Genomic DNA, 17,449 nt, shown 5'->3' with positions numbered 1-17,449 from the left:
TTCTGCTGGGGACGGCATGGGCCTGCGTGGCCTCGGAGAACCTCAGTTGTGCCGGGAATGCGGGGATCCGCCCCGGGTGTGCGCCTTCGCGCATTGACCCTGTCCGGCTGCCCCCGTATGCTACAAGTTGCGCTGCGAGCCTGCGCACCTCAGACGTAGCAGGCGCGCTCCCACTGTTGTATGTCCCCTCGGTTTCGAGGCGCCCCCGGTCCACCGGGACGGGCGCTTCCTAGGCTGTCCGGCTTCTGCAGAGGCGATACGGGCTTTCGGCGTAGCAGTACCTACGACTTCATGTCCGTACCGGAGCCCTTTCCCACATGACGAGCAGCACCGAGACCACCGCCACCACCCCGCAGGTTGCGGTCAACGACATCGGTAACGAGGAAGCCTTCCTCGCCGCGATCGACGAGACGATCAAGTACTTCAACGACGGCGACATCGTCGACGGCGTCATCGTGAAGGTCGACCGGGACGAGGTCCTGCTCGACATCGGTTACAAGACCGAAGGTGTCATCCCGAGCCGCGAGCTCTCGATCAAGCACGACGTCGACCCGAACGAGGTCGTCAAGGTCGGCGACGAGATCGAGGCCCTGGTTCTCCAGAAGGAGGACAAGGAAGGCCGCCTGATCCTCTCGAAGAAGCGCGCTCAGTACGAGCGTGCCTGGGGCACCATCGAGAAGATCAAGGAAGAGGACGGCATCGTCACCGGTACCGTCATCGAGGTCGTCAAGGGTGGTCTCATCCTCGACATCGGCCTCCGTGGCTTCCTGCCGGCCTCCCTCGTCGAGATGCGCCGCGTCCGCGACCTCCAGCCCTACGTGGGCAAGGAGCTCGAGGCGAAGATCATCGAGCTGGACAAGAACCGCAACAACGTGGTCCTGTCCCGCCGCGCCTGGCTGGAGCAGACCCAGTCCGAGGTCCGTCAGACGTTCCTCACCACCCTCCAGAAGGGTCAGGTCCGCTCCGGCGTCGTTTCCTCGATCGTCAACTTCGGTGCCTTCGTGGACCTGGGTGGCGTCGACGGTCTCGTCCACGTCTCCGAGCTGTCCTGGAAGCACATCGACCACCCGTCCGAGGTTGTCGAGGTCGGCCAGGAAGTCACCGTCGAGGTCCTCGACGTCGACATGGACCGCGAGCGTGTCTCCCTGTCGCTGAAGGCGACGCAGGAGGACCCGTGGCAGCAGTTCGCCCGTACGCACCAGATCGGTCAGGTCGTCCCGGGTAAGGTCACCAAGCTCGTTCCGTTCGGTGCGTTCGTGCGCGTCGACGAGGGCATCGAGGGCCTGGTCCACATCTCCGAGCTGGCCGAGCGCCACGTGGAGATCCCGGAGCAGGTCGTCCAGGTCAACGACGAGATCTTCGTCAAGGTCATCGACATCGACCTCGAGCGTCGCCGGATCTCGCTGTCCCTGAAGCAGGCCAACGAGTCCTTCGGTGCCGACCCGGCGTCGGTCGAGTTCGACCCGACCCTGTACGGCATGGCCGCGTCCTACGACGACCAGGGCAACTACATCTACCCCGAGGGCTTCGACCCCGAGACCAACGACTGGCTCGAGGGCTACGAGACCCAGCGCGAGGCGTGGGAGGGCCAGTACGCCGAGGCGCAGCAGCGCTTCGAGCAGCACCAGGCCCAGGTCATCAAGTCCCGCGAGGCCGACGAGGCCGCCGCTGCCGAGGGTGCTGCCGCCCCGGCCGCCGGTGGCAACGCCGGTGCCGGCATCTCGGGTGGTTCGTACTCCTCGGAGTCGGACGACAACTCCGGCGCCCTGGCGTCGGACGAGGCCCTGGCTGCCCTGCGCGAGAAGCTGGCGGGCGGCCAGAGCTGACGCTCTGACCCCGGTCGGTAGATAGCCGAAATGTAAGGCCCGCTCCCCATTGGGGGGCGGGTCTTACATCGTTGCGGGCCTTATGCCGTCGTACGGGGCGGGCTGCTACGGAGTGACCGGGATGTTGGTGAGCCCCTTCCCGCCGGTGACCTTGTTGCTGCTGTAGACGGTCGTCGGGCAACCGCTCGGGTCGTAATGGGTCACGTTGATCGCGAGCCGCTGCGAGCCGGGGGAGTCGCTCAGGTCCGAGGTGTTGGACCGGAAGACGGTGCCGCAGCCCCAGCCGGACTGCTGGGTGTGCGTCTCGTAGCCGTTGTTGAGGGTGTGGACGCCGGTGTTGCCCTCGACCACGGCCTTGTTGCCCTTCACGTCGACCCAGGAGTCGTCGTAGTTGGCGTTGGTCAGCCCGCTGCCGTCGAAGTGGTTGCCGACGATCCGGGTGCCCGTGGTGCCCTCCTTGACGTCGACGTTCTCGCCGCCTACGCCCGGGCCGATGGTGTTGTCGAGTATCTGTACCTGGTCGCTCCTGTCGGACAGGTCGCCCGCCGTGCCTACGTAGACGCCCTCGCCCATGCCCGAGCCGTCCCGGCCGGTGTCGTAGATGCGCGAGTTCCTGATGACGCCGTTCTTGCTGGACTTGCGGAAGTGGACGCCCTCCATGGAGAGGCCGTGCACGGTCACGGAGTCGATGACGACGCCACTCGCCCCGTCCATCATGATCCCCTTCTGGCCGCCGGTGACGGTGAGGCCCTGGACGGTCCAGTACGAGGCGCCGTTGAGGTACAGGCCGTATCCGCCGCTCGCCTTGAGCACAGCCTTGGGCGAGCCGGTGAGGGTGATCCGTGCGGACGAGGTGCCGACGGCGGTCGTCTTGAAGTTGCCGGTGTACGTGCCGTCCGCGAGCCGGATGGTGTCGCCGGGACGGGCGGCGGAGAGCGCGGATTTCAGCTGGCTGGCCGTGGAGACGTCGATGACGGCGGCGGACGCGTCGGCCGACGCGGCGGCGAGACCGAGTCCTCCGGTGGCGAGGGCGCCGGTGAGCAGCGAGACGAGCAGGGGTCGGTTACGCATGGGGGGCCTCCGGGTCGAGGTGGGGTAACCGTTCTCGTACACAGCAGTTCTCTCATGTGAACGCTGGACGCGTTTCTGAACGTGCTGTCGTCTGGTGACGGTAGGGATGGCCCATGGGCATGTCAAGGTCCGGACCAGCGGCCGGAAAACGCCGGTGCCACCCCGGAGCGGCCACTGTGAGAACAGCATGTGAAACGGACGCGCGCGGGAATGCCGTTGTCGCATGGGGCGTTCTTCCCTACGAACACGAGGAGGAGCGGTAATCGTGCTTGATCCGCAGGGTTTGTACGAATGGGAGCCGAAGGGCCTCGCAGTCGTCGACATGGCGCTCGCGCAGGAGTCGGCCGGCCTGGTCATGCTGTACCACTTCGACGGATACATCGACGCGGGTGAGACCGGCGAGCAGATCGTCGGGAAGCTGTTGGACAGCCTGCCCCACCAGGTGGTGGCCCGCTTCGACCACGACAGACTCGTCGACTACCGCGCCCGCCGCCCGCTGCTGACCTTCAAGCGGGACCGCTGGACGGAGTTCGAGACCCCCGCGATCGAGGTGCGCCTGGTGCAGGACGCCACGGGCGCGCCCTTCCTGCTGATGTCGGGCCCCGAACCGGACGTGGAGTGGGAGCGGTTCGCCGTCGCCGTACGGCAGATCGTCGAGCGCCTCGGCGTACGGCTTTCGGTCAACTTCCACGGCATCCCCATGGGCGTCCCGCACACCCGCCCCGTCGGCATCACGCCGCACGGCAACCGCACGGACCTGATGCCGGGTCACCGCTCGCCCTTCGACGAGGCGCAAGTGCCCGGCAGTGCCGAGTCGTTGATCGAGTACCGGCTGATGGAGGCCGGGCACGACGTCCTCGGCGTGGCCACGCACGTCCCGCACTACGTGGCGCGGTCGGCCTACCCGGACGCCGCGCTGACCGCCCTGGAGGCGATCACGGCGGCCACCGGCCTGGTGCTGCCGAGCGTCGCCCACGGCCTGCGGACCGAGGCGCAGCGCACCCAGACGGAGATCGAACGCCAGATCGGCGAAGGCGACGAGGAACTCGTCACGCTGGTGCAGGGACTTGAGCACCAGTACGACGCGATCGCGGGCGCCGAGAGCCGCGGCAACCTGGTGGCCGAACCGGCGGACCTCCCGTCGGCGGACGAACTGGGCCGGGAGTTCGAGCGGTTCCTCGCCGAGCGCGAGGGCGACCTGTGACGACGACCGGGCGACGCGCGCGGTAGCCGGGCGGCAGCGATGTACGCCCGGTGGGCCTGTCGGAGTCGGCATGGGCGGCATCCCCTAGGCTGCCGCTCATGCTGAAGGTGGGCCTGACCGGCGGAATCGGCGCCGGCAAGAGCGAAGTGTCGCGCATGCTCGTCTCGTACGGGGCGGTGCTGATCGATGCCGACAAGATCGCCCGAGAGGTGGTCGAGCCGGGCAGCGAGGGGCTGGCGTCGGTGGTCGAGGCGTTCGGCGCCGGGATCCTCACGGCGGACGGCACGCTGGACCGCCCGGCGCTGGGGGCGATCGTCTTCGCCGACCCCACGAAACTCGCCGTCCTGAACGGCATCGTCCATCCCCTGGTCGGAGCGCGTTCGGCGGAGCTGGAGGCGGCCGCGGGCCCGGACTCGGTGGTCGTCCACGACGTCCCGCTGCTGACCGAGAACGGCCTGGCGCCGCTGTACGACCTGGTGGTGGTCGTCGACGCCACGCCCGCCACCCAGCTGGAGCGGCTGACGCGTCTACGCGGCATGGCGCGCTCCGAGGCCGAGGCCCGGATGGCCGCCCAGGCGACCCGGGAGCAGCGGCTCGCCGTGGCGGACCTGGTCATCGACAACGACGGCCCGCTCGAGGCGCTGGAGCCGCAGGTCAGCAAGGTGTGGGCGGAGCTTCTGGAGCGGGCCGGGCACTAGTACTGCAACGGTGTTTGGTGTGACTGGTGGCCAGTTCATGGGCTGTGTCCGCGTCGTTTGTAGTGACTGACTCGGGCTTGGTGTTGGCGTCGTCGACGCCAGGTTGACCAGTGCAGGATGTGATCGATGGAGGCCGGCGGACGGTCGGTGAGGCGCGTGATCAGGCGTCTGATTTCGGCGAGGCTGAGGTGGGTGAGGTGGGAGGATCCGTTTCTGCTTTCCCAGTATCGAGCTCACGGGCCCGCAGGATGGTGAGGCAGGCGTGGACGGCCAGGGCGAGGGTCATGTGGCGGTGCCAGCCGGGGTAGCGGCGGACCTGGTAGTCGTCCAGGCCGCACTCCTGCTTCGCGCTCTGGAAGCACTCCTCGATGGCCCACCTGCTGCCCGCGACACGGATCAGGTCATCCAGGGTCGTCTCGGCGGGGCAGTAGGCGATGTAGTAGGAAATCTCCTGCGGCCGGGCGACGCTGCGGCGGGCCATCACCCAGTGCCGGCGGTCCTCGCGGTGCCAGGGCCGCACCTCAACGCGGGCCCAGTCGTAAACCCGCAGGCCGTGGGCCCCATCGCCACAAGAACGGCGCTTCCACTTCTGCCGGGCAAGGCCGGTGAACAGGTCGTGGACGGGATGGTCGATCGCCCAGCGGGTGACCACGGTGTCGTGCCGGGTGGTGGCCATGACGTGGAAGACGTCCGCCTGCTCGAGCTCAAACCGCCAACCCTTGCTGAAGCCGTAAGCGGCGTCCGCGGTCACCCAACCGAACGGGATCTTGTCCGCGATGGCTTTTCGGACCATCGCCTTGGCCATGGCCACCTTCGTCTCGAAACCGGTGTCGTCTGCGATGCCGGCCCGGCGGCAGCGTTCCCGGTCATCCGTCCAGGAGGTCGGCAGATACAAGCGGCGGTCGATCAACGTCCTGCCCCGGTCGGTTGCATAGCCAAGGAACACGCCGACCTGACAGTTCTCCGTCCGCCCGGCCGTGCCGGAGTACTGCCGCTGAACGCCGGCCGACCCTGTCCCCTTCTTCAGGAATCCGGTGTCGTCCACGATCAGGACCGCCCCGGAATCACCGATGTTCTCCACCACGTACTCACGGACGTCGTTGAGGACCTCGTCGGCGTCCCACTCGATCCGGTTCAGCATCCGCTGGATCCGGTCCGGACCCTCATGACCCGCCTGTTCGGCCACGGTCCAGCCGTTCTTGCGCTGCAGCGGAGCGATCAGCCCCCGCATATACGCCAGAACCGACGCCCGCGGCTCCGACCTGCTGAAACGATGCACGAACCGCTCATGCACCACGTCCAGTTCACGCGCCCACAGCCTGACATCAGCAAGGTCCCCACCCATAACCACACCAACGACCGAGCTGGCCACCAGTCACGGCAAACACCGTTGCAGTACTAGGCCGGTCCATAGGCGGGAAGTCCGAAATCACCGCACCGCCTCGCCCTACGGGATTACGATCCCGATGTGCTCTTCGTACTGGCGGGTTTCACGGTCTTCGGCGGCCTCGTGGCGCTGCTGGCCGGTGCGTACGGGCTGCGCGAGACGCGGCGCGTCGCGGCGGCGGGCGACGCCGTCTGGGCGCTGGTCAAGCCCGCCCCGCCCGGCTCGGGCCGCCCACTCCTCCAGTACGAGACAGCCGACGGCCGGGTCCTGGAGCTGCCGTCCCCCGTTCCGCCCACGCGCCGCGAGCCGCTCACGCCCGGCGCGCGCGTCCATCTCGCCTACGACCCCGCGGACCCGTGCGAGGTAATTCTCCTCGGCCGGGAACGAACGGGCCTGGACCGTACGTTCGTAGCAGCGGGAGCCGCCGTACTGGCCGTGGGTCTGGTCCTGGCGGTCGCCGCGCTGTGAGCGCCCCTCGCACTGCGTGACGGCCGGAATGAATACGGAATACGGGAACTGGGCAGTGCGTTGTCAACGCGCAGCGAGGGAAAGGACTCGACCGTGGCCGAGAGCACCCCGGAAACGCACGTCATCGACTTCCGCGCGGCGGAGCAGCTGCTCGCGGCCCGGGACCCGCGCGGCGCGGTGAAGCTCCTCGACTCGGTCGTCGCGGCCCACCCCGAGAACACCGCGGCCCGCCTCCTGCGCGCCCGCGCGTTCTTCGCCTCGGCCCAACTCCGTGCGGCGGAACTGGAGTTCCAGCTGGTCCTGGAGCGCGAGCCGGACAACGCCTTCGCCCACTTCGCCCTCGCCCGCACCTATGAACGCGCGGCCCGCCCCGACCAGGCGGTCCGCCACTTCCGCCTGGCGGCGGCGCTGGACCCCAAGCCGGAGTACCTGGAAGCGGCCCGGTTCGAGTCGGACGGCGCCTGAGGCGGGTCCGACGCCCGAGGCCGCCTAACGCCGCCGGGGCGGTTCGTACGGCGGGACGTCCGGGCCCGGCTGGTAGTGCGGGCCCTGGTGGATGTGATGGATGATCATGACGAGGTCGATCGTGATCACCAGGGCGAGTGCCGCGCACGCGGCCGTCCAGCCCGGGCGGCCCTCCAGCGCGAAGCCCGCCGTGCCCGCGAGGGCCCAGATCAGCCCCCAGACGCTCAGCCAGAACCGCATCCGCAGGGGACTGCGTGCGGTCGTGGGCTCACTCCCAGTGCGCATGGCCATCGCCTCTTCCAGGGAGATTTTACCCACCCAGTGGCTGGAACAGGCTCCTCGCCGAGGCCCGGCTCTGCTGGTTGCGGGGGAATCCCGCGGACCTGTCACCGGTGACACATAGGGTGACGCGCATGGTGGACGAGGACGTGCTGCTGCCAGTGGGGGACGAGCTGCCCGAGGTGCTGCTCGACCTCGCCGTACCGCACGAGGACATCAACGAACTCGTGGGGCTCGTAAGGAAGGCGGCGGCCGACCCGGACGTCCGCGCACTGCTGGAGGAGTCCGTGAAAGCCCTCGTGCGAGATATGGGAAGCGTCGGCTTTCAGCCCGAATTGCCGCCTTGGCCGGAGGGGTTGGTGAGCTCCGAGGGTCTCCGGCGGCTCTTCCCCGTGCTCGTCCTGCTCGCCGCACTGCCGCATACGCGCGCGTACCACGACGAGCGTGGCGTGCCCGCCGACATCTCCCGCCGCACCCTCGCCGACCTCGGCCGTCAGCTGGCCGTGCACCGCAGATGGCACGGGAGCGCCGGGCTGGTGAAGCCGCGCTGGCTGTGGCCGCACTTCCGCGGCGAGCTCTATCAGTTGGGACGGTTGCAGTTCCAGCGTGCCCGGCTCGGCGAGCGCACCGGCGAGGCGGTGCGGGCCGCCGGGCTGCCGCTCGGACCCGGTGACCCTTGCCTCAGCCTTCACATCCCCGATTTCCGGGGGCCGCTGACCCCGGGGGCGTGCGACGCCTCGCTCGCGCTGGCCCGGGACTTCTTCGCGCGCCGCTACCCCGACGAGCCCTACCGCGTCGCGGGCTGCCACTCATGGCTGCTCGACACACAGCTACAGAAGTACCTGCCGGAGGACTCCAATCTCGTCCGCTTCCAGCGCCGGTTCCGTATCGCATACCGGGAGACCGAAGCGGAGGACAGCGTCCCGGTGTTCTTCGTCTTCGGGGATCCGGAGCTGCCCGTCGAGGCGCTGCTCCAGCGGACCGCCGTGGAGCGCGCCGTCGCGGGGCATCTGCTCGCCGGTGAGCACTGGTACCTCGGACACGGGTGGTTCGAACTGTGAGCCGGGCTCCCGGGGCGCGGCCCGCCCGGCGTCAGTGCACGAACGCGTAGCTGCGCCAGGGCAGGGTGTTGGGCGCGATGTTGTCCCCGAGTCGGCTCGGGATGTACACCATCTCCTTGCCGCGGCAGTCCAGCGTCCGGTAGAGGCGGACGTCCGCCAGCGTGTTGTTGAGGACGGCCGTGGCGCCCGTCGGCGCCATCCGGTGGCAGCCCTTGATCGGCGGGCTGCTGATCTTGACGATCCGCTCCGCCGACGTGGCGTACGAGAAGGTGCCGACCGCCGTACGGCCGAGGCCGGCGCAGGCCGCGGTGGCGAACGTGAGCAGCAGGGCCCCGGCGGCGAAGCCGAGCCGCCTCCTGGCGGCCCCCGAGCGGCCCGGAGCGGACGGAGACGGCTCGGAGGGGCGCGGCGCGAGCTGGGACACAGGCACGGACATGAGCGGTCCTCGTCTGTACGGTACGGCGGCGGTACGGCGGTCAGTACCGTCACCCTGCCCGGTGATCGCCGACCGGGCATCCCGTACGCGGCCGGGCGGGCGACACCACCCCCACCGGCCGCAAACCGGCGCCCCGCACCCGTTCGTCCCCACATCCGCCAGCGCGCTTATGTGGCGCGCACACATCCCCCACCTGTGCGCCGCCTCCTTAGCGTCGTGGTCGCAGCCAGATCAGCCAAGGCAAGGGGGCCCGGACGTGCGCAGCAGACATCGTGGGGGATGGAGAGCGGCTCTGGCCGCGACGGCGGCGCTCGGCGCGCTCCTGTCGGCGGGAGGCACGGCCACCGCCACAGGCACGGCCACACGCCCCCTGGCGGCCGCGGCGAGCAGCACCGCCGCCCCGCCCCCGTACCTCACTCTGGAAGCCGCCTACGGCTCCGGCACGGTCACCAACGGCTGGGAGAAGGTCGAGCGCTACCGAGACACCACTGCGGGCTTCCAGGCGGCCGCCGCCGAGGGCTATCCGCCGGACGGCCGGGGCAACCAGGACGGGGTGCGCGTCACCTACTTCGGCGGCGTCGCCCGCCCCACCTCCGACCGCTTCCTGCTCTACTCGGCGCCCGGCTGGAACACCGGCGCCAAGGCCACTCCCGTCCTCCTGGTGCACGGCGCCAACGACACGGCCGACCGGGCCTGGGCCAACCCCGGAGAGTCCGGCGGGTACGGCTGCGGCACGCTCTCGTGCCCCTCGACCGGGATGATGCAGTACCTCGCCGCGCGCGGCCACCGCGTCTTCGCCGTCGGCTTCGCCCACAAGCAGGGCGACAACCTGATGCAGGCCCAGGCCGTCGGCGACGCCGTCGCCCTCATCAAGGCGAAGCTCGGCGTCGCCAAGGTCGACCTGGTCGGCTGGAGCAAGGGAGAGCTCTCCACGCGCGCGTACGTCTCGTCCCTCAAGCCCTCCTGGGGACGCGCGTACGCCGGTGACGTACGGAAGCTCATCACCCTCGGCGGTCCCAACGGCGGCTTCGACTACCCGTACGCGCACGGATGGGCCCACGACTTCTCCATCTGGCCAGAGTGCGGCGGAAAGATCAACGCGCCCTCCCCGCACTCCCGGATGACCTGCTACGGGACGTACACGGCCCACCCCGAGTTCTCCATGACGCCGTCCGGCGGCTACGACGACTACCCGGGCCAGCGGCAGATGCTGGCCCGCTGGGACGGCGTGTACGGCGTCGACCAGACGGCCCAGGACTGGTACACGACGTACTACGGAGGCCAGGGCTTCTACACGGCCGGTGACGGCATCCAGCCGGCCATCGAGGCGGGCTCGCTGGTCGCCCCGCTGCAGCGGGCCGGAGTTCCCGCCTCCGTCACCACGTACCTCCTGGCGGGCGGCTCGCCGAGTGTCGTGGGCATCTTCAACGAGAACCGCGGCCCGAGCGACGGCGTCGTCTTCGTCTCCAGCGCGCTCGACACGACCGGCGTCGCCACCGTCGGCGGCAAGGCCACCGTGACCGGCGCCAACCACCTCGAACTCGGCTGGAACAGCGCCTCGGAGGCCCAGGTGGCCTCCTGGCTGGCCTGAGCCCGCCGACTGACCTCTCGGCTCCGCCGGTATCCGACGCCCCGGCGGGGCCGAGCGCCCGAAGAATCGTTCCCGTAGCCGAAGGACGGCCCGTATGCCCACGCTCACCGCACGCCGGGTACCGACCGCCCGGCTCACCCAGCACATCCTGGAGGACGTTTCCCGGGAGGCGGGCGAACCGGTCGTCTTCGTGCACGGAAACGTCTCCTCGTCCGCCTTCTGGCAGGACGCGATGCTCTCCCTGCCCGAGCGCTACCGGCCGATCGCCGTCGACCTGCGCGGCTTCGGCGGCACCGACCCGCTGCCGGTCGACGCGACCCGTGGACTGCGCGACTACGTGGACGACCTGGGCGCGCTCCTGGAGGCGCTGGACCTGGAGCGCGCACACTTCGTCGGCTGGTCCATGGGAGGCGGTGTGGTGCTGCAACACATGCGGGACCGGCCCGCCATGGTGCGCTCGCTGACCTTGGCCAACCCGGTGTCGCCGTACGGCTTCGGCGGCACCCACGGCGTCGACGGCCGGCTCAACTCTCCCGAGGGGGCCGGTTCCGGCGGTGGCACCGCCCATCCCGACTTCGTACGGCTGCTGGCCGAGGGCGATCGCGGTGAGGAGTCCCCGCTCTCGCCCCGCAGCGTGCTCGCGCACTGCTATGTGAAGCCGCCGTCGCGCCCGGAACGGGAGGACGAGTACGTCGAGTCGATGCTCAGCACCCGGCTCGGCGACGACCACTACCCCGGTGACAGCAGGCCCTGCGAGGCCTGGCCGGGCACCGCCCCGGGCACGCGCGGGGTGCTCAACTGCCTCGCCCCGACCCACTTCCGCCTCGACGACCTGCACACCGCCCTCGCCGGGCTCCCCGCGAAGCCGCCGGTGACCTGGGTGCGCGGCGAGGACGACGTGATCGTCTCCGACACCTCGCTCTTCGACCTCGCCCATCTGGGCGCGATCGGCGCGGTGCCCGGCTGGGACGGCACCCCGGCACAGCCGATGGTCGCCCAGACGCGGCAGGTTCTCGCCCTTTACGCGCGCGTGGGCGGCAGGGTACGAGAGGTGACAGTGCCCGGAGCAGGGCACGCGGTGCACGTCGAGCGCCCCGAGGAGTTCGGCGACGCCCTGCTGGAGACGCTGGCCGAAGGAGTCTGAGGCGCCGATGGAACCGACCAGGCCGGGGAAGCCGGAATCGTTGCGGCCGATCACGCCGGGGGAGCCCGTCAGGCCGCTGGAAGCGGCCGCGACGCGCGTGTGCACGACCCGGCAGGGCGCGGTGCGCGGCCGCACCGGGAGCGACGCGGTGACGTCCTTCCTCGGCATCCCGTACGCCGCACCGCCCTTCGGCCCGCGGCGGTTCCGCGAACCGGCTCCGGCGGCCTCCTGGGACGGCGTACGGGACGCCTTCACACACGGCCCGTCGGCGCCCCGGGCCCCCTACGCCCCGCCGATGGACGCCCTGATCCCGGACGCGGACGGCGGACAGGGCGAGGACTGCCTCAACCTCAGCGTCTGGACCCCGCACCCGGGCCCGGGCGGCGGCCTGCCGGTGATGGTCTGGCTGCACGGCGGGGCATTCTCCAACGGCTCGGGGGTGGGCCCGGCGTACGACGGCGCCGCCTTCGCGCGCGACGGCGTGGTCTGCGTCAACGTCAACTACCGCCTCGGCACGGACGGTTACCTGCGGCTCCCGGGACGCCCCGACAACCGCGGGCTGCTCGACCAGATCGCGGCCCTGGAGTGGGTCCGCGACAACATCGAGGGCTTCGGCGGCGACCCGGACCGGGTGACCGTGTTCGGCGAGTCGGCGGGCGGGATGAGCATCGGCGTCCTGCTCGCGCACCCACGCGCGCGTGGGCTGTTCCGCCGGGCGATCCTGCAGAGCGGCGCCGCCCATCACTTCCTGCGGCCTGCCACGGCCGACCTGATCACCGCGCACCTCGCGGCCGAGCTGGGCATCGAGGCAACCGGGACGGCACTGACCGAGGCGTTCGCGCGCGTCCCCTTCGCCGAGCTGCTGCCGGCCCAGGCCGGGCTGCGGGCCGAGATGGGCGCCCGCCCGGACCCCGCCCTGTGGGGCGAGGCGATCCTCAACATGATGCCCTTCGAGCCGGTCCTCGACGCGCTGCCGCTGCCCGCCGCCGACTGCGGGGTGGACCTGCTCGCCGGCAGCAACCGCGAGGAGTACCGCCTCTTCCTGGTCCCCACCGAGCGGCTGCACCGGCTCAGCGAGCGCAAGCTGCGCGAGACCACCGAGGCGTACGGACTCGACCCCGACAAGGCGCTCCCCGTGTACGCCGAGAACCGCCCCGGCGCGGGCCCCGGCGAGCTCTTCGACGCCGTGGCGACCGACTGGTTCTACCGGATCCCGGCCGTCCGCCTCGCCGAGTCCGTGCCCGGCACGCATGTGTACGAGTTCGCCTGGCGCTCGCCGCAGTACGGCGGCGAGCTCGGCGCCTGCCACAGCGCGGAGCTCGGCTTCGTCTTCGACAACCTGCGCGACCCCGTCTACGCCCCGATGCTCGGCGACCGGCCGCCGCAGGGCCTCGCGGACGCGATGCACGGCGCGTGGGTGGCGTTCGCGGCGACCGGCGAGCCGGGCTGGGACGTCTACGACCGGGAGACCCGTACGACCATGGTCTTCGGCGCCTCCCCGGCCGCCCCGACCGAGCTGGTCCGGGACCCGCGGGCGGCCGAACGTGCCTTGTGGGAGGGGGTGCGCTGAGGACGCGGTGCCCGATTGTCAGACCCCGCCCGTAAGGTCGTAGAGCAGTCGCGGACCAGGTGCTGACCCGCGGCCCCACGCCCGAGGGGAGGTGACCTGACATGACGCACGCCGAGCGGACGGCCGAGCTCGCGCCGCGGCCCGGTGTGTCCGCCGCCGCGGTCTTCCTGCCCGCCGGGCTGCCCCGCGAGGGCAAGGTCGCCTTCTGGGACCCGGCGGGCGGCCCGCTGCCCGGCGCGGCGGACCCCGAGGACGGCGGTCCGGGCGAGGTCACCGAGCTGACCGTGGTGCGCCGCCACGGCGCCGGAGCCGCGCGGCGTACCGTCCTGGCCCGCCTGCTGCCCGTCACCGAGGCGCTGCCCCTGCTCGTCCGGGCCCGGCAGCACCCCGGCGCCCACCCCGCGGCCGCCTGCTGGGGTGCCGCCGCGCTGCACGCCCTGCACCTCGTCGCGCGCGGCAGGCTGCTGCCCGGGCTGACCGGGACCGACCACGACGCCTGGCGGGCCGGCCCGCTGGACGCCGACGACATCGCCCAGCTCCGCGCCATCGCCGCCGCCATGCCGTACGAGGCGTACGGAGTCCCGGCCCCCGGCCGCGGCCCGTTGCGGCTGCCCGACCCCGAGGCGCTGGTCCGGGCCTTCCTGGACGCGGTCGCCGACAGCCTGCCGCGCACCCCGGCCGCCGCCCACGCGGTGGGCCCGGCGTTCGCGGCGGCCGCGCCCCAGCACCTGCCCGGCGCGCGCGTCTGGGCCGCCGAGGCGGCGGCCGGCATGGACGCGGGCGTCCGGGTCTCCCTGCGCCTGGACCTGTCGGGGTACGGGATGTTCGACAGCGACGACGAGCAGGACGCGCGGCGCGCGGGCTCCGCGGTCGTCCAGATTCACAGCCTCGCCGACCCCACCCTGGTCGTCGACGCGGCGGCCCTGTGGGAAGGGGAGCGCTCCGACGCGTTCGGACCGCGCGCGCGGATCGACGCCCTGCTCGCGCTGCGCCGGGCGGCCCGGGTCTGGCCGCCGCTGGGCCTGTTGCTGGAGCGGCCGGTACCGGACGTGCTGGCGCTCACCGAGACCGAGCTGTACGACCTGCTCGGCTCGGCCGCGACCCGGCTGGACGCGGCGGGAGTCGCCGTGCACTGGCCGCGCGAGCTGGCCCGCACCCTGAGCGCCACCGCCGTGGTCCGGCCCGCGCCCGGCTCGGCGACCGACGGCACGGCGTTCTTCGACGCCGGGGAGCTGCTCGCCTTCAACTGGGAGCTGGCGCTCGGCGGCGAACCGCTCAGCCAGTCCGAGATGGACACGCTCGCCGAGGCCCACCGCCCGATCGTGCGGCTGCGCGATCAGTGGGTGGTGGCCGACCCCGCGCTCGTACGCAAGGCGCGCAAGCGCGACCTGGGACTGCTCGACCCCGTGGACGCGCTGTCCGTCGCCCTGACCGGCACCGCCGAGGTGGACGGCGAGACGGTCGAGGCGGTCCCGGCCGGCGCGCTCGCCGTGCTGCGCGACCGCCTCACCGCGGGCCCGCAGGCCGCCGTCCAGCCCCCGGGCCTGGACGCCACCCTGCGTGACTACCAGCTGCGCGGCCTCGCCTGGCTGGACCTGATGACCTCGCTCGGCCTCGGCGGCTGCCTCGCGGACGACATGGGCCTGGGCAAGACCATCACCGTGATCGCCCTGCATCTGCGCCGCGCGCGCCCCGAGCCGACCCTGGTGGTCTGCCCCGCTTCGCTGCTCGGCAACTGGCAGCGCGAGATCGCCCGGTTCGCCCCCGGCGTCCCCGTGCGGCGCTTCCACGGCAGCGACCGCAGCCTGGCGGACACGGCGGGCGGCTTCGTCCTCACCACGTACGGCACGATGCGCGGCAGCGCCCCCCAACTGGCCGAACACAGCTGGGGGATGGTCGTCGCCGACGAGGCGCAGCACGTCAAGAACCCGTTCTCGGCGACGGCGAGGGCGCTGCGCACCGTCCCCGCGCCGGCGCGGATCGCCCTCACCGGCACCCCGGTCGAGAACAACCTCTCCGAGCTGTGGGCCCTGCTCGACTGGACGACGCCCGGGCTGCTCGGCCCGCTCAAGTCGTTCCGCGCCCGCCACGCGCGCGCTGTGGAGAACGGCGAGGACGCGCAGGCCGCCGAGCGGCTGGCCCGGCTGGTCCGCCCCTTCCTGCTGCGCCGCAAGAAGTCCGACCCGGGCATCGTGCCCGAGCTGCCGCCCAAGACGGAGACCGACCACCCGGTCCCGCTCACCCGCGAACAGGCCTCGCTCTACGAAGCGGTCGTCCGGGAGGCCATGGCCGGGGTCGAGGCCGCCGAGGGCATCGCCCGCCGCGCCCTGATCATGAAGCTGCTGACGGCCCTGAAGCAGATCTGCAACCACCCGGCGCAGTATCTGAAGGAGGCCGCGCCCCGGCTGCACGCCCGCTCCGGCAAGCTCACCCTCCTGGACGAGCTGCTCGACACGATCCTGGCCGAGGACGGCTCGGTCCTCGTCTTCACCCAGTACGTGTCGATGGCCCGGCTGCTCTCCGCGCACCTCACCGCGCGCGGAGTACCCTCCCAACTCCTGCACGGCGGAACACCGGTGGCGGAGCGGGACCGGCTGGTGGACGCGTTCCAGTCCGGCGAGGTCCCCGTCTTCATCCTCTCCCTGAAGGCGGCCGGCACCGGGCTCAACCTCACCCGTGCGGGCCATGTGATCCACTACGACCGCTGGTGGAACCCGGCCGTGGAGGAGCAGGCGACCGACCGGGCCTACCGCATCGGCCAGACCCAGCCAGTGCAGGTCCACCGCCTGATCGCCGAAGGCACCGTGGAGGACCGCATCGCGGAGATGCTCGCCGCGAAGCGCGCCCTGGCCGACGCGGTTCTGGGCTCCGGAGAGGCCGCGCTGACCGAACTCACCGACCGCGAGCTGGCGGACCTCATCTCCCTGCGGAGGGGCGTATGAACGCACTCCGTACGGCAGCGACGGTCCGCCCCGCCCCTGAGAGGAGGCCCGGATGAGCCCGCTGCCGACGACCCGGTACGACGACCGCCGCCGCACGTTCCCGGCCCTGGGCGCCCGTTCGGAGCGGACCGGCACCTGGTGGGGCGGAGCCTGGATCGAGGCGCTGGAGGACCTGGCCCTGGACCCGGCCCGGCTGGCCCGCGGCCGGAAGTACGCGCAGGCGGGCCACGTCGACGCGATCACGGTCACCCCCGGCCGCATCACCGCGTACGTCCACGGCTCCCGCCCCCGCCCGTACCGGACGGAACTGCGCCTGCGCACCCTGTCCGACCAGGCGTGGGAGGACTTCCTCGACACCGCCGCCCAGGACCCCTCGCACATCGCGGCGCTGCTCGACAAGGACCTGCCGCACACCCTCGCCGACCAGGTGGATCTGCTCCCCGCGTCCGGCGACCTGGTCCCCGACTGCTCCTGCCCCGACGACGGCTATCCGTGCAAGCACGCGGCGGCGCTCTGCTACCAGACGGCCCGGCTCCTCGACGAGGACCCGTTCGTCCTGCTGCTGATGCGCGGCCGGGGCGAGCAGGAGACGCTCGCCGCGCTGGCGCGGCGCAACAGCGCCCTGACGGCGGTCGAGCGGGAGACAGCCACACCCGAACTGCCCACGGTCGCGGCCCGCGAGGCCGTCCGCTCCGGCGCACGCCCTGAGCTGCCGCCCCCGTTCCCGCCTCCGGAGCGAGCCGGCCATCCACCGGCCTTCCCCACGTTCCAGGGCGCCCCGGACCCGCTCGCGCTCGACCTGCTGGCCACCGAGGCGGCGGCCCGCGCGCACGTGCTGCTCACCACGGGCGAGGACCCGATCGCGGGCCTGTCCACGTGGCAGGACGCGGTCCGCCTGGCGGCCGCGCACCCGGGTTCCGGCGTGACCTCGACGACCAGGGCGCTGTACGCCGCGCTCTCCCGGGCCACCGGCCGCACCCCCACCGACCTCGCACGCGCGGTGGCCGCCTGGCGCCAGGGCGGGCTCGCGGCGCTGTCCGTCCTGGAAGCCCCCTGGGATCCCCCGGCGGGCCCCTTCGACCGCGCCCGCCCCGCCCTGACAGCCGCCGGCCACCCCGGCTTCCGCCCCTGGCGCAACCACCTCTCCACCCCCACCACCCAACTCCGCTACGGCCGCGACGGCCTCTGGTACGTGTACGAGTCCGACCCGGGGCGGGAGGACTGGTGGCCCCGGGGGATACCGGCGCAGGACCCGGTGGAGGCGCTTGACGCCCTGCCGGATCGTTGAGAGGGCGAGAGGCGGGCGG

General features: G+C 71.8%; 15 protein-coding genes. 11 read left to right on the top strand and 4 right to left on the bottom strand.

The annotated features are described in order from the left end of the window. Positions 1 to 317: 317 nt before the first annotated feature. Complete coding sequence (rpsA, locus tag ABD236_RS22505) at positions 318 to 1,826, top strand: 30S ribosomal protein S1 (protein ID WP_101387822.1); 1,509 nt, start codon at positions 318 to 320, stop codon at positions 1,824 to 1,826. Between the two features lie 105 nt (positions 1,827 to 1,931). Here rpsA and ABD236_RS22500 read toward each other — a convergent pair whose 3' ends face one another. Next, entirely contained in the window at positions 1,932 to 2,897 is a 966-nt protein-coding gene (locus ABD236_RS22500) for a right-handed parallel beta-helix repeat-containing protein (protein WP_344076021.1), read from the bottom strand. A gap of 322 nt (positions 2,898 to 3,219) precedes the next feature. Here ABD236_RS22500 and ABD236_RS22495 point away from each other — a divergent pair, with 322 nt between their 5' ends. Next, positions 3,220 to 4,101 (top strand): PAC2 family protein, encoded by an 882-nt coding sequence (locus ABD236_RS22495; protein WP_425543927.1) that lies wholly within the window; start codon positions 3,220 to 3,222, stop codon positions 4,099 to 4,101. A gap of 98 nt (positions 4,102 to 4,199) precedes the next feature. Continuing rightward, complete coding sequence (gene coaE, locus ABD236_RS22490; protein WP_344076017.1) at positions 4,200 to 4,799, top strand: dephospho-CoA kinase; 600 nt, start codon at positions 4,200 to 4,202, stop codon at positions 4,797 to 4,799. 160 nt (positions 4,800 to 4,959) lie between these two features. Here coaE and ABD236_RS22485 read toward each other — a convergent pair whose 3' ends face one another. Beyond that, positions 4,960 to 6,144: an IS701 family transposase gene (locus ABD236_RS22485; RefSeq protein WP_344076057.1), complete on the bottom strand. Its 1,185-nt coding sequence runs from the start codon at positions 6,142 to 6,144 to the stop codon at positions 4,960 to 4,962. Positions 6,145 to 6,267: 123 nt separating this feature from the next. Here ABD236_RS22485 and ABD236_RS22480 point away from each other — a divergent pair, with 123 nt between their 5' ends. Beyond that, positions 6,268 to 6,654 (top strand): DUF3592 domain-containing protein, encoded by a 387-nt coding sequence (locus tag ABD236_RS22480; protein WP_344076015.1) that lies wholly within the window; start codon positions 6,268 to 6,270, stop codon positions 6,652 to 6,654. A gap of 93 nt (positions 6,655 to 6,747) precedes the next feature. Beyond that, positions 6,748 to 7,119 carry a tetratricopeptide repeat protein gene (locus ABD236_RS22475; RefSeq protein WP_344076013.1) on the top strand — a complete coding sequence of 124 codons (372 nt, stop codon included), beginning with the start codon at positions 6,748 to 6,750 and terminating at the stop codon, positions 7,117 to 7,119. A 24-nt stretch (positions 7,120 to 7,143) separates the two neighbouring features. On the opposite strand, the gene ABD236_RS22470 is transcribed toward ABD236_RS22475, so the two are convergent. Then, positions 7,144 to 7,404, bottom strand: a complete 261-nt coding sequence (locus tag ABD236_RS22470) for a DUF6343 family protein (RefSeq protein ID WP_344076010.1) — start codon at positions 7,402 to 7,404, stop codon at positions 7,144 to 7,146. 128 nt (positions 7,405 to 7,532) lie between these two features. On the opposite strand from ABD236_RS22470, the gene ABD236_RS22465 reads away from it, so the two are divergent. Further along, entirely contained in the window at positions 7,533 to 8,459 is a 927-nt protein-coding gene (locus ABD236_RS22465; protein WP_344076007.1) for an acyltransferase domain-containing protein, read from the top strand. 31 nt (positions 8,460 to 8,490) lie between these two features. Here ABD236_RS22465 and ABD236_RS22460 read toward each other — a convergent pair whose 3' ends face one another. Continuing rightward, complete coding sequence (locus tag ABD236_RS22460; protein WP_344076005.1) at positions 8,491 to 8,895, bottom strand: hypothetical protein; 405 nt, start codon at positions 8,893 to 8,895, stop codon at positions 8,491 to 8,493. Between the two features lie 256 nt (positions 8,896 to 9,151). Between ABD236_RS22460 and ABD236_RS22455 the strand changes: the two genes are divergently transcribed. From ABD236_RS22455 to ABD236_RS22435, 5 genes are all read left to right on the top strand, one after another. Then, positions 9,152 to 10,486, top strand: a complete 1,335-nt coding sequence (locus ABD236_RS22455; protein ID WP_344076003.1) for an esterase/lipase family protein — start codon at positions 9,152 to 9,154, stop codon at positions 10,484 to 10,486. Positions 10,487 to 10,580: 94 nt separating this feature from the next. Next, entirely contained in the window at positions 10,581 to 11,630 is a 1,050-nt protein-coding gene (locus tag ABD236_RS22450) for an alpha/beta fold hydrolase (protein ID WP_344076001.1), read from the top strand. 7 nt (positions 11,631 to 11,637) lie between these two features. After that, a complete protein-coding gene (locus ABD236_RS22445; protein WP_344075999.1) occupies positions 11,638 to 13,200 on the top strand; it encodes a carboxylesterase/lipase family protein in 1,563 nt (520 codons plus the stop codon). A gap of 101 nt (positions 13,201 to 13,301) precedes the next feature. Then, complete coding sequence (locus tag ABD236_RS22440; protein WP_344075997.1) at positions 13,302 to 16,142, top strand: DEAD/DEAH box helicase; 2,841 nt, start codon at positions 13,302 to 13,304, stop codon at positions 16,140 to 16,142. 52 nt (positions 16,143 to 16,194) lie between these two features. After that, entirely contained in the window at positions 16,195 to 17,430 is a 1,236-nt protein-coding gene (locus tag ABD236_RS22435) for an SWIM zinc finger family protein (protein WP_344075995.1), read from the top strand. Positions 17,431 to 17,449 lie beyond the last annotated feature (19 nt).

It is taken from the genome of Streptomyces crystallinus, from assembly GCF_039521265.1.
GTDB lineage: Bacteria > Actinomycetota > Actinomycetes > Streptomycetales > Streptomycetaceae > Streptomyces > Streptomyces crystallinus.
Note: the sequence above shows the minus strand (reverse complement) of the source record. Positions and strands in the feature narration are given on the sequence as shown.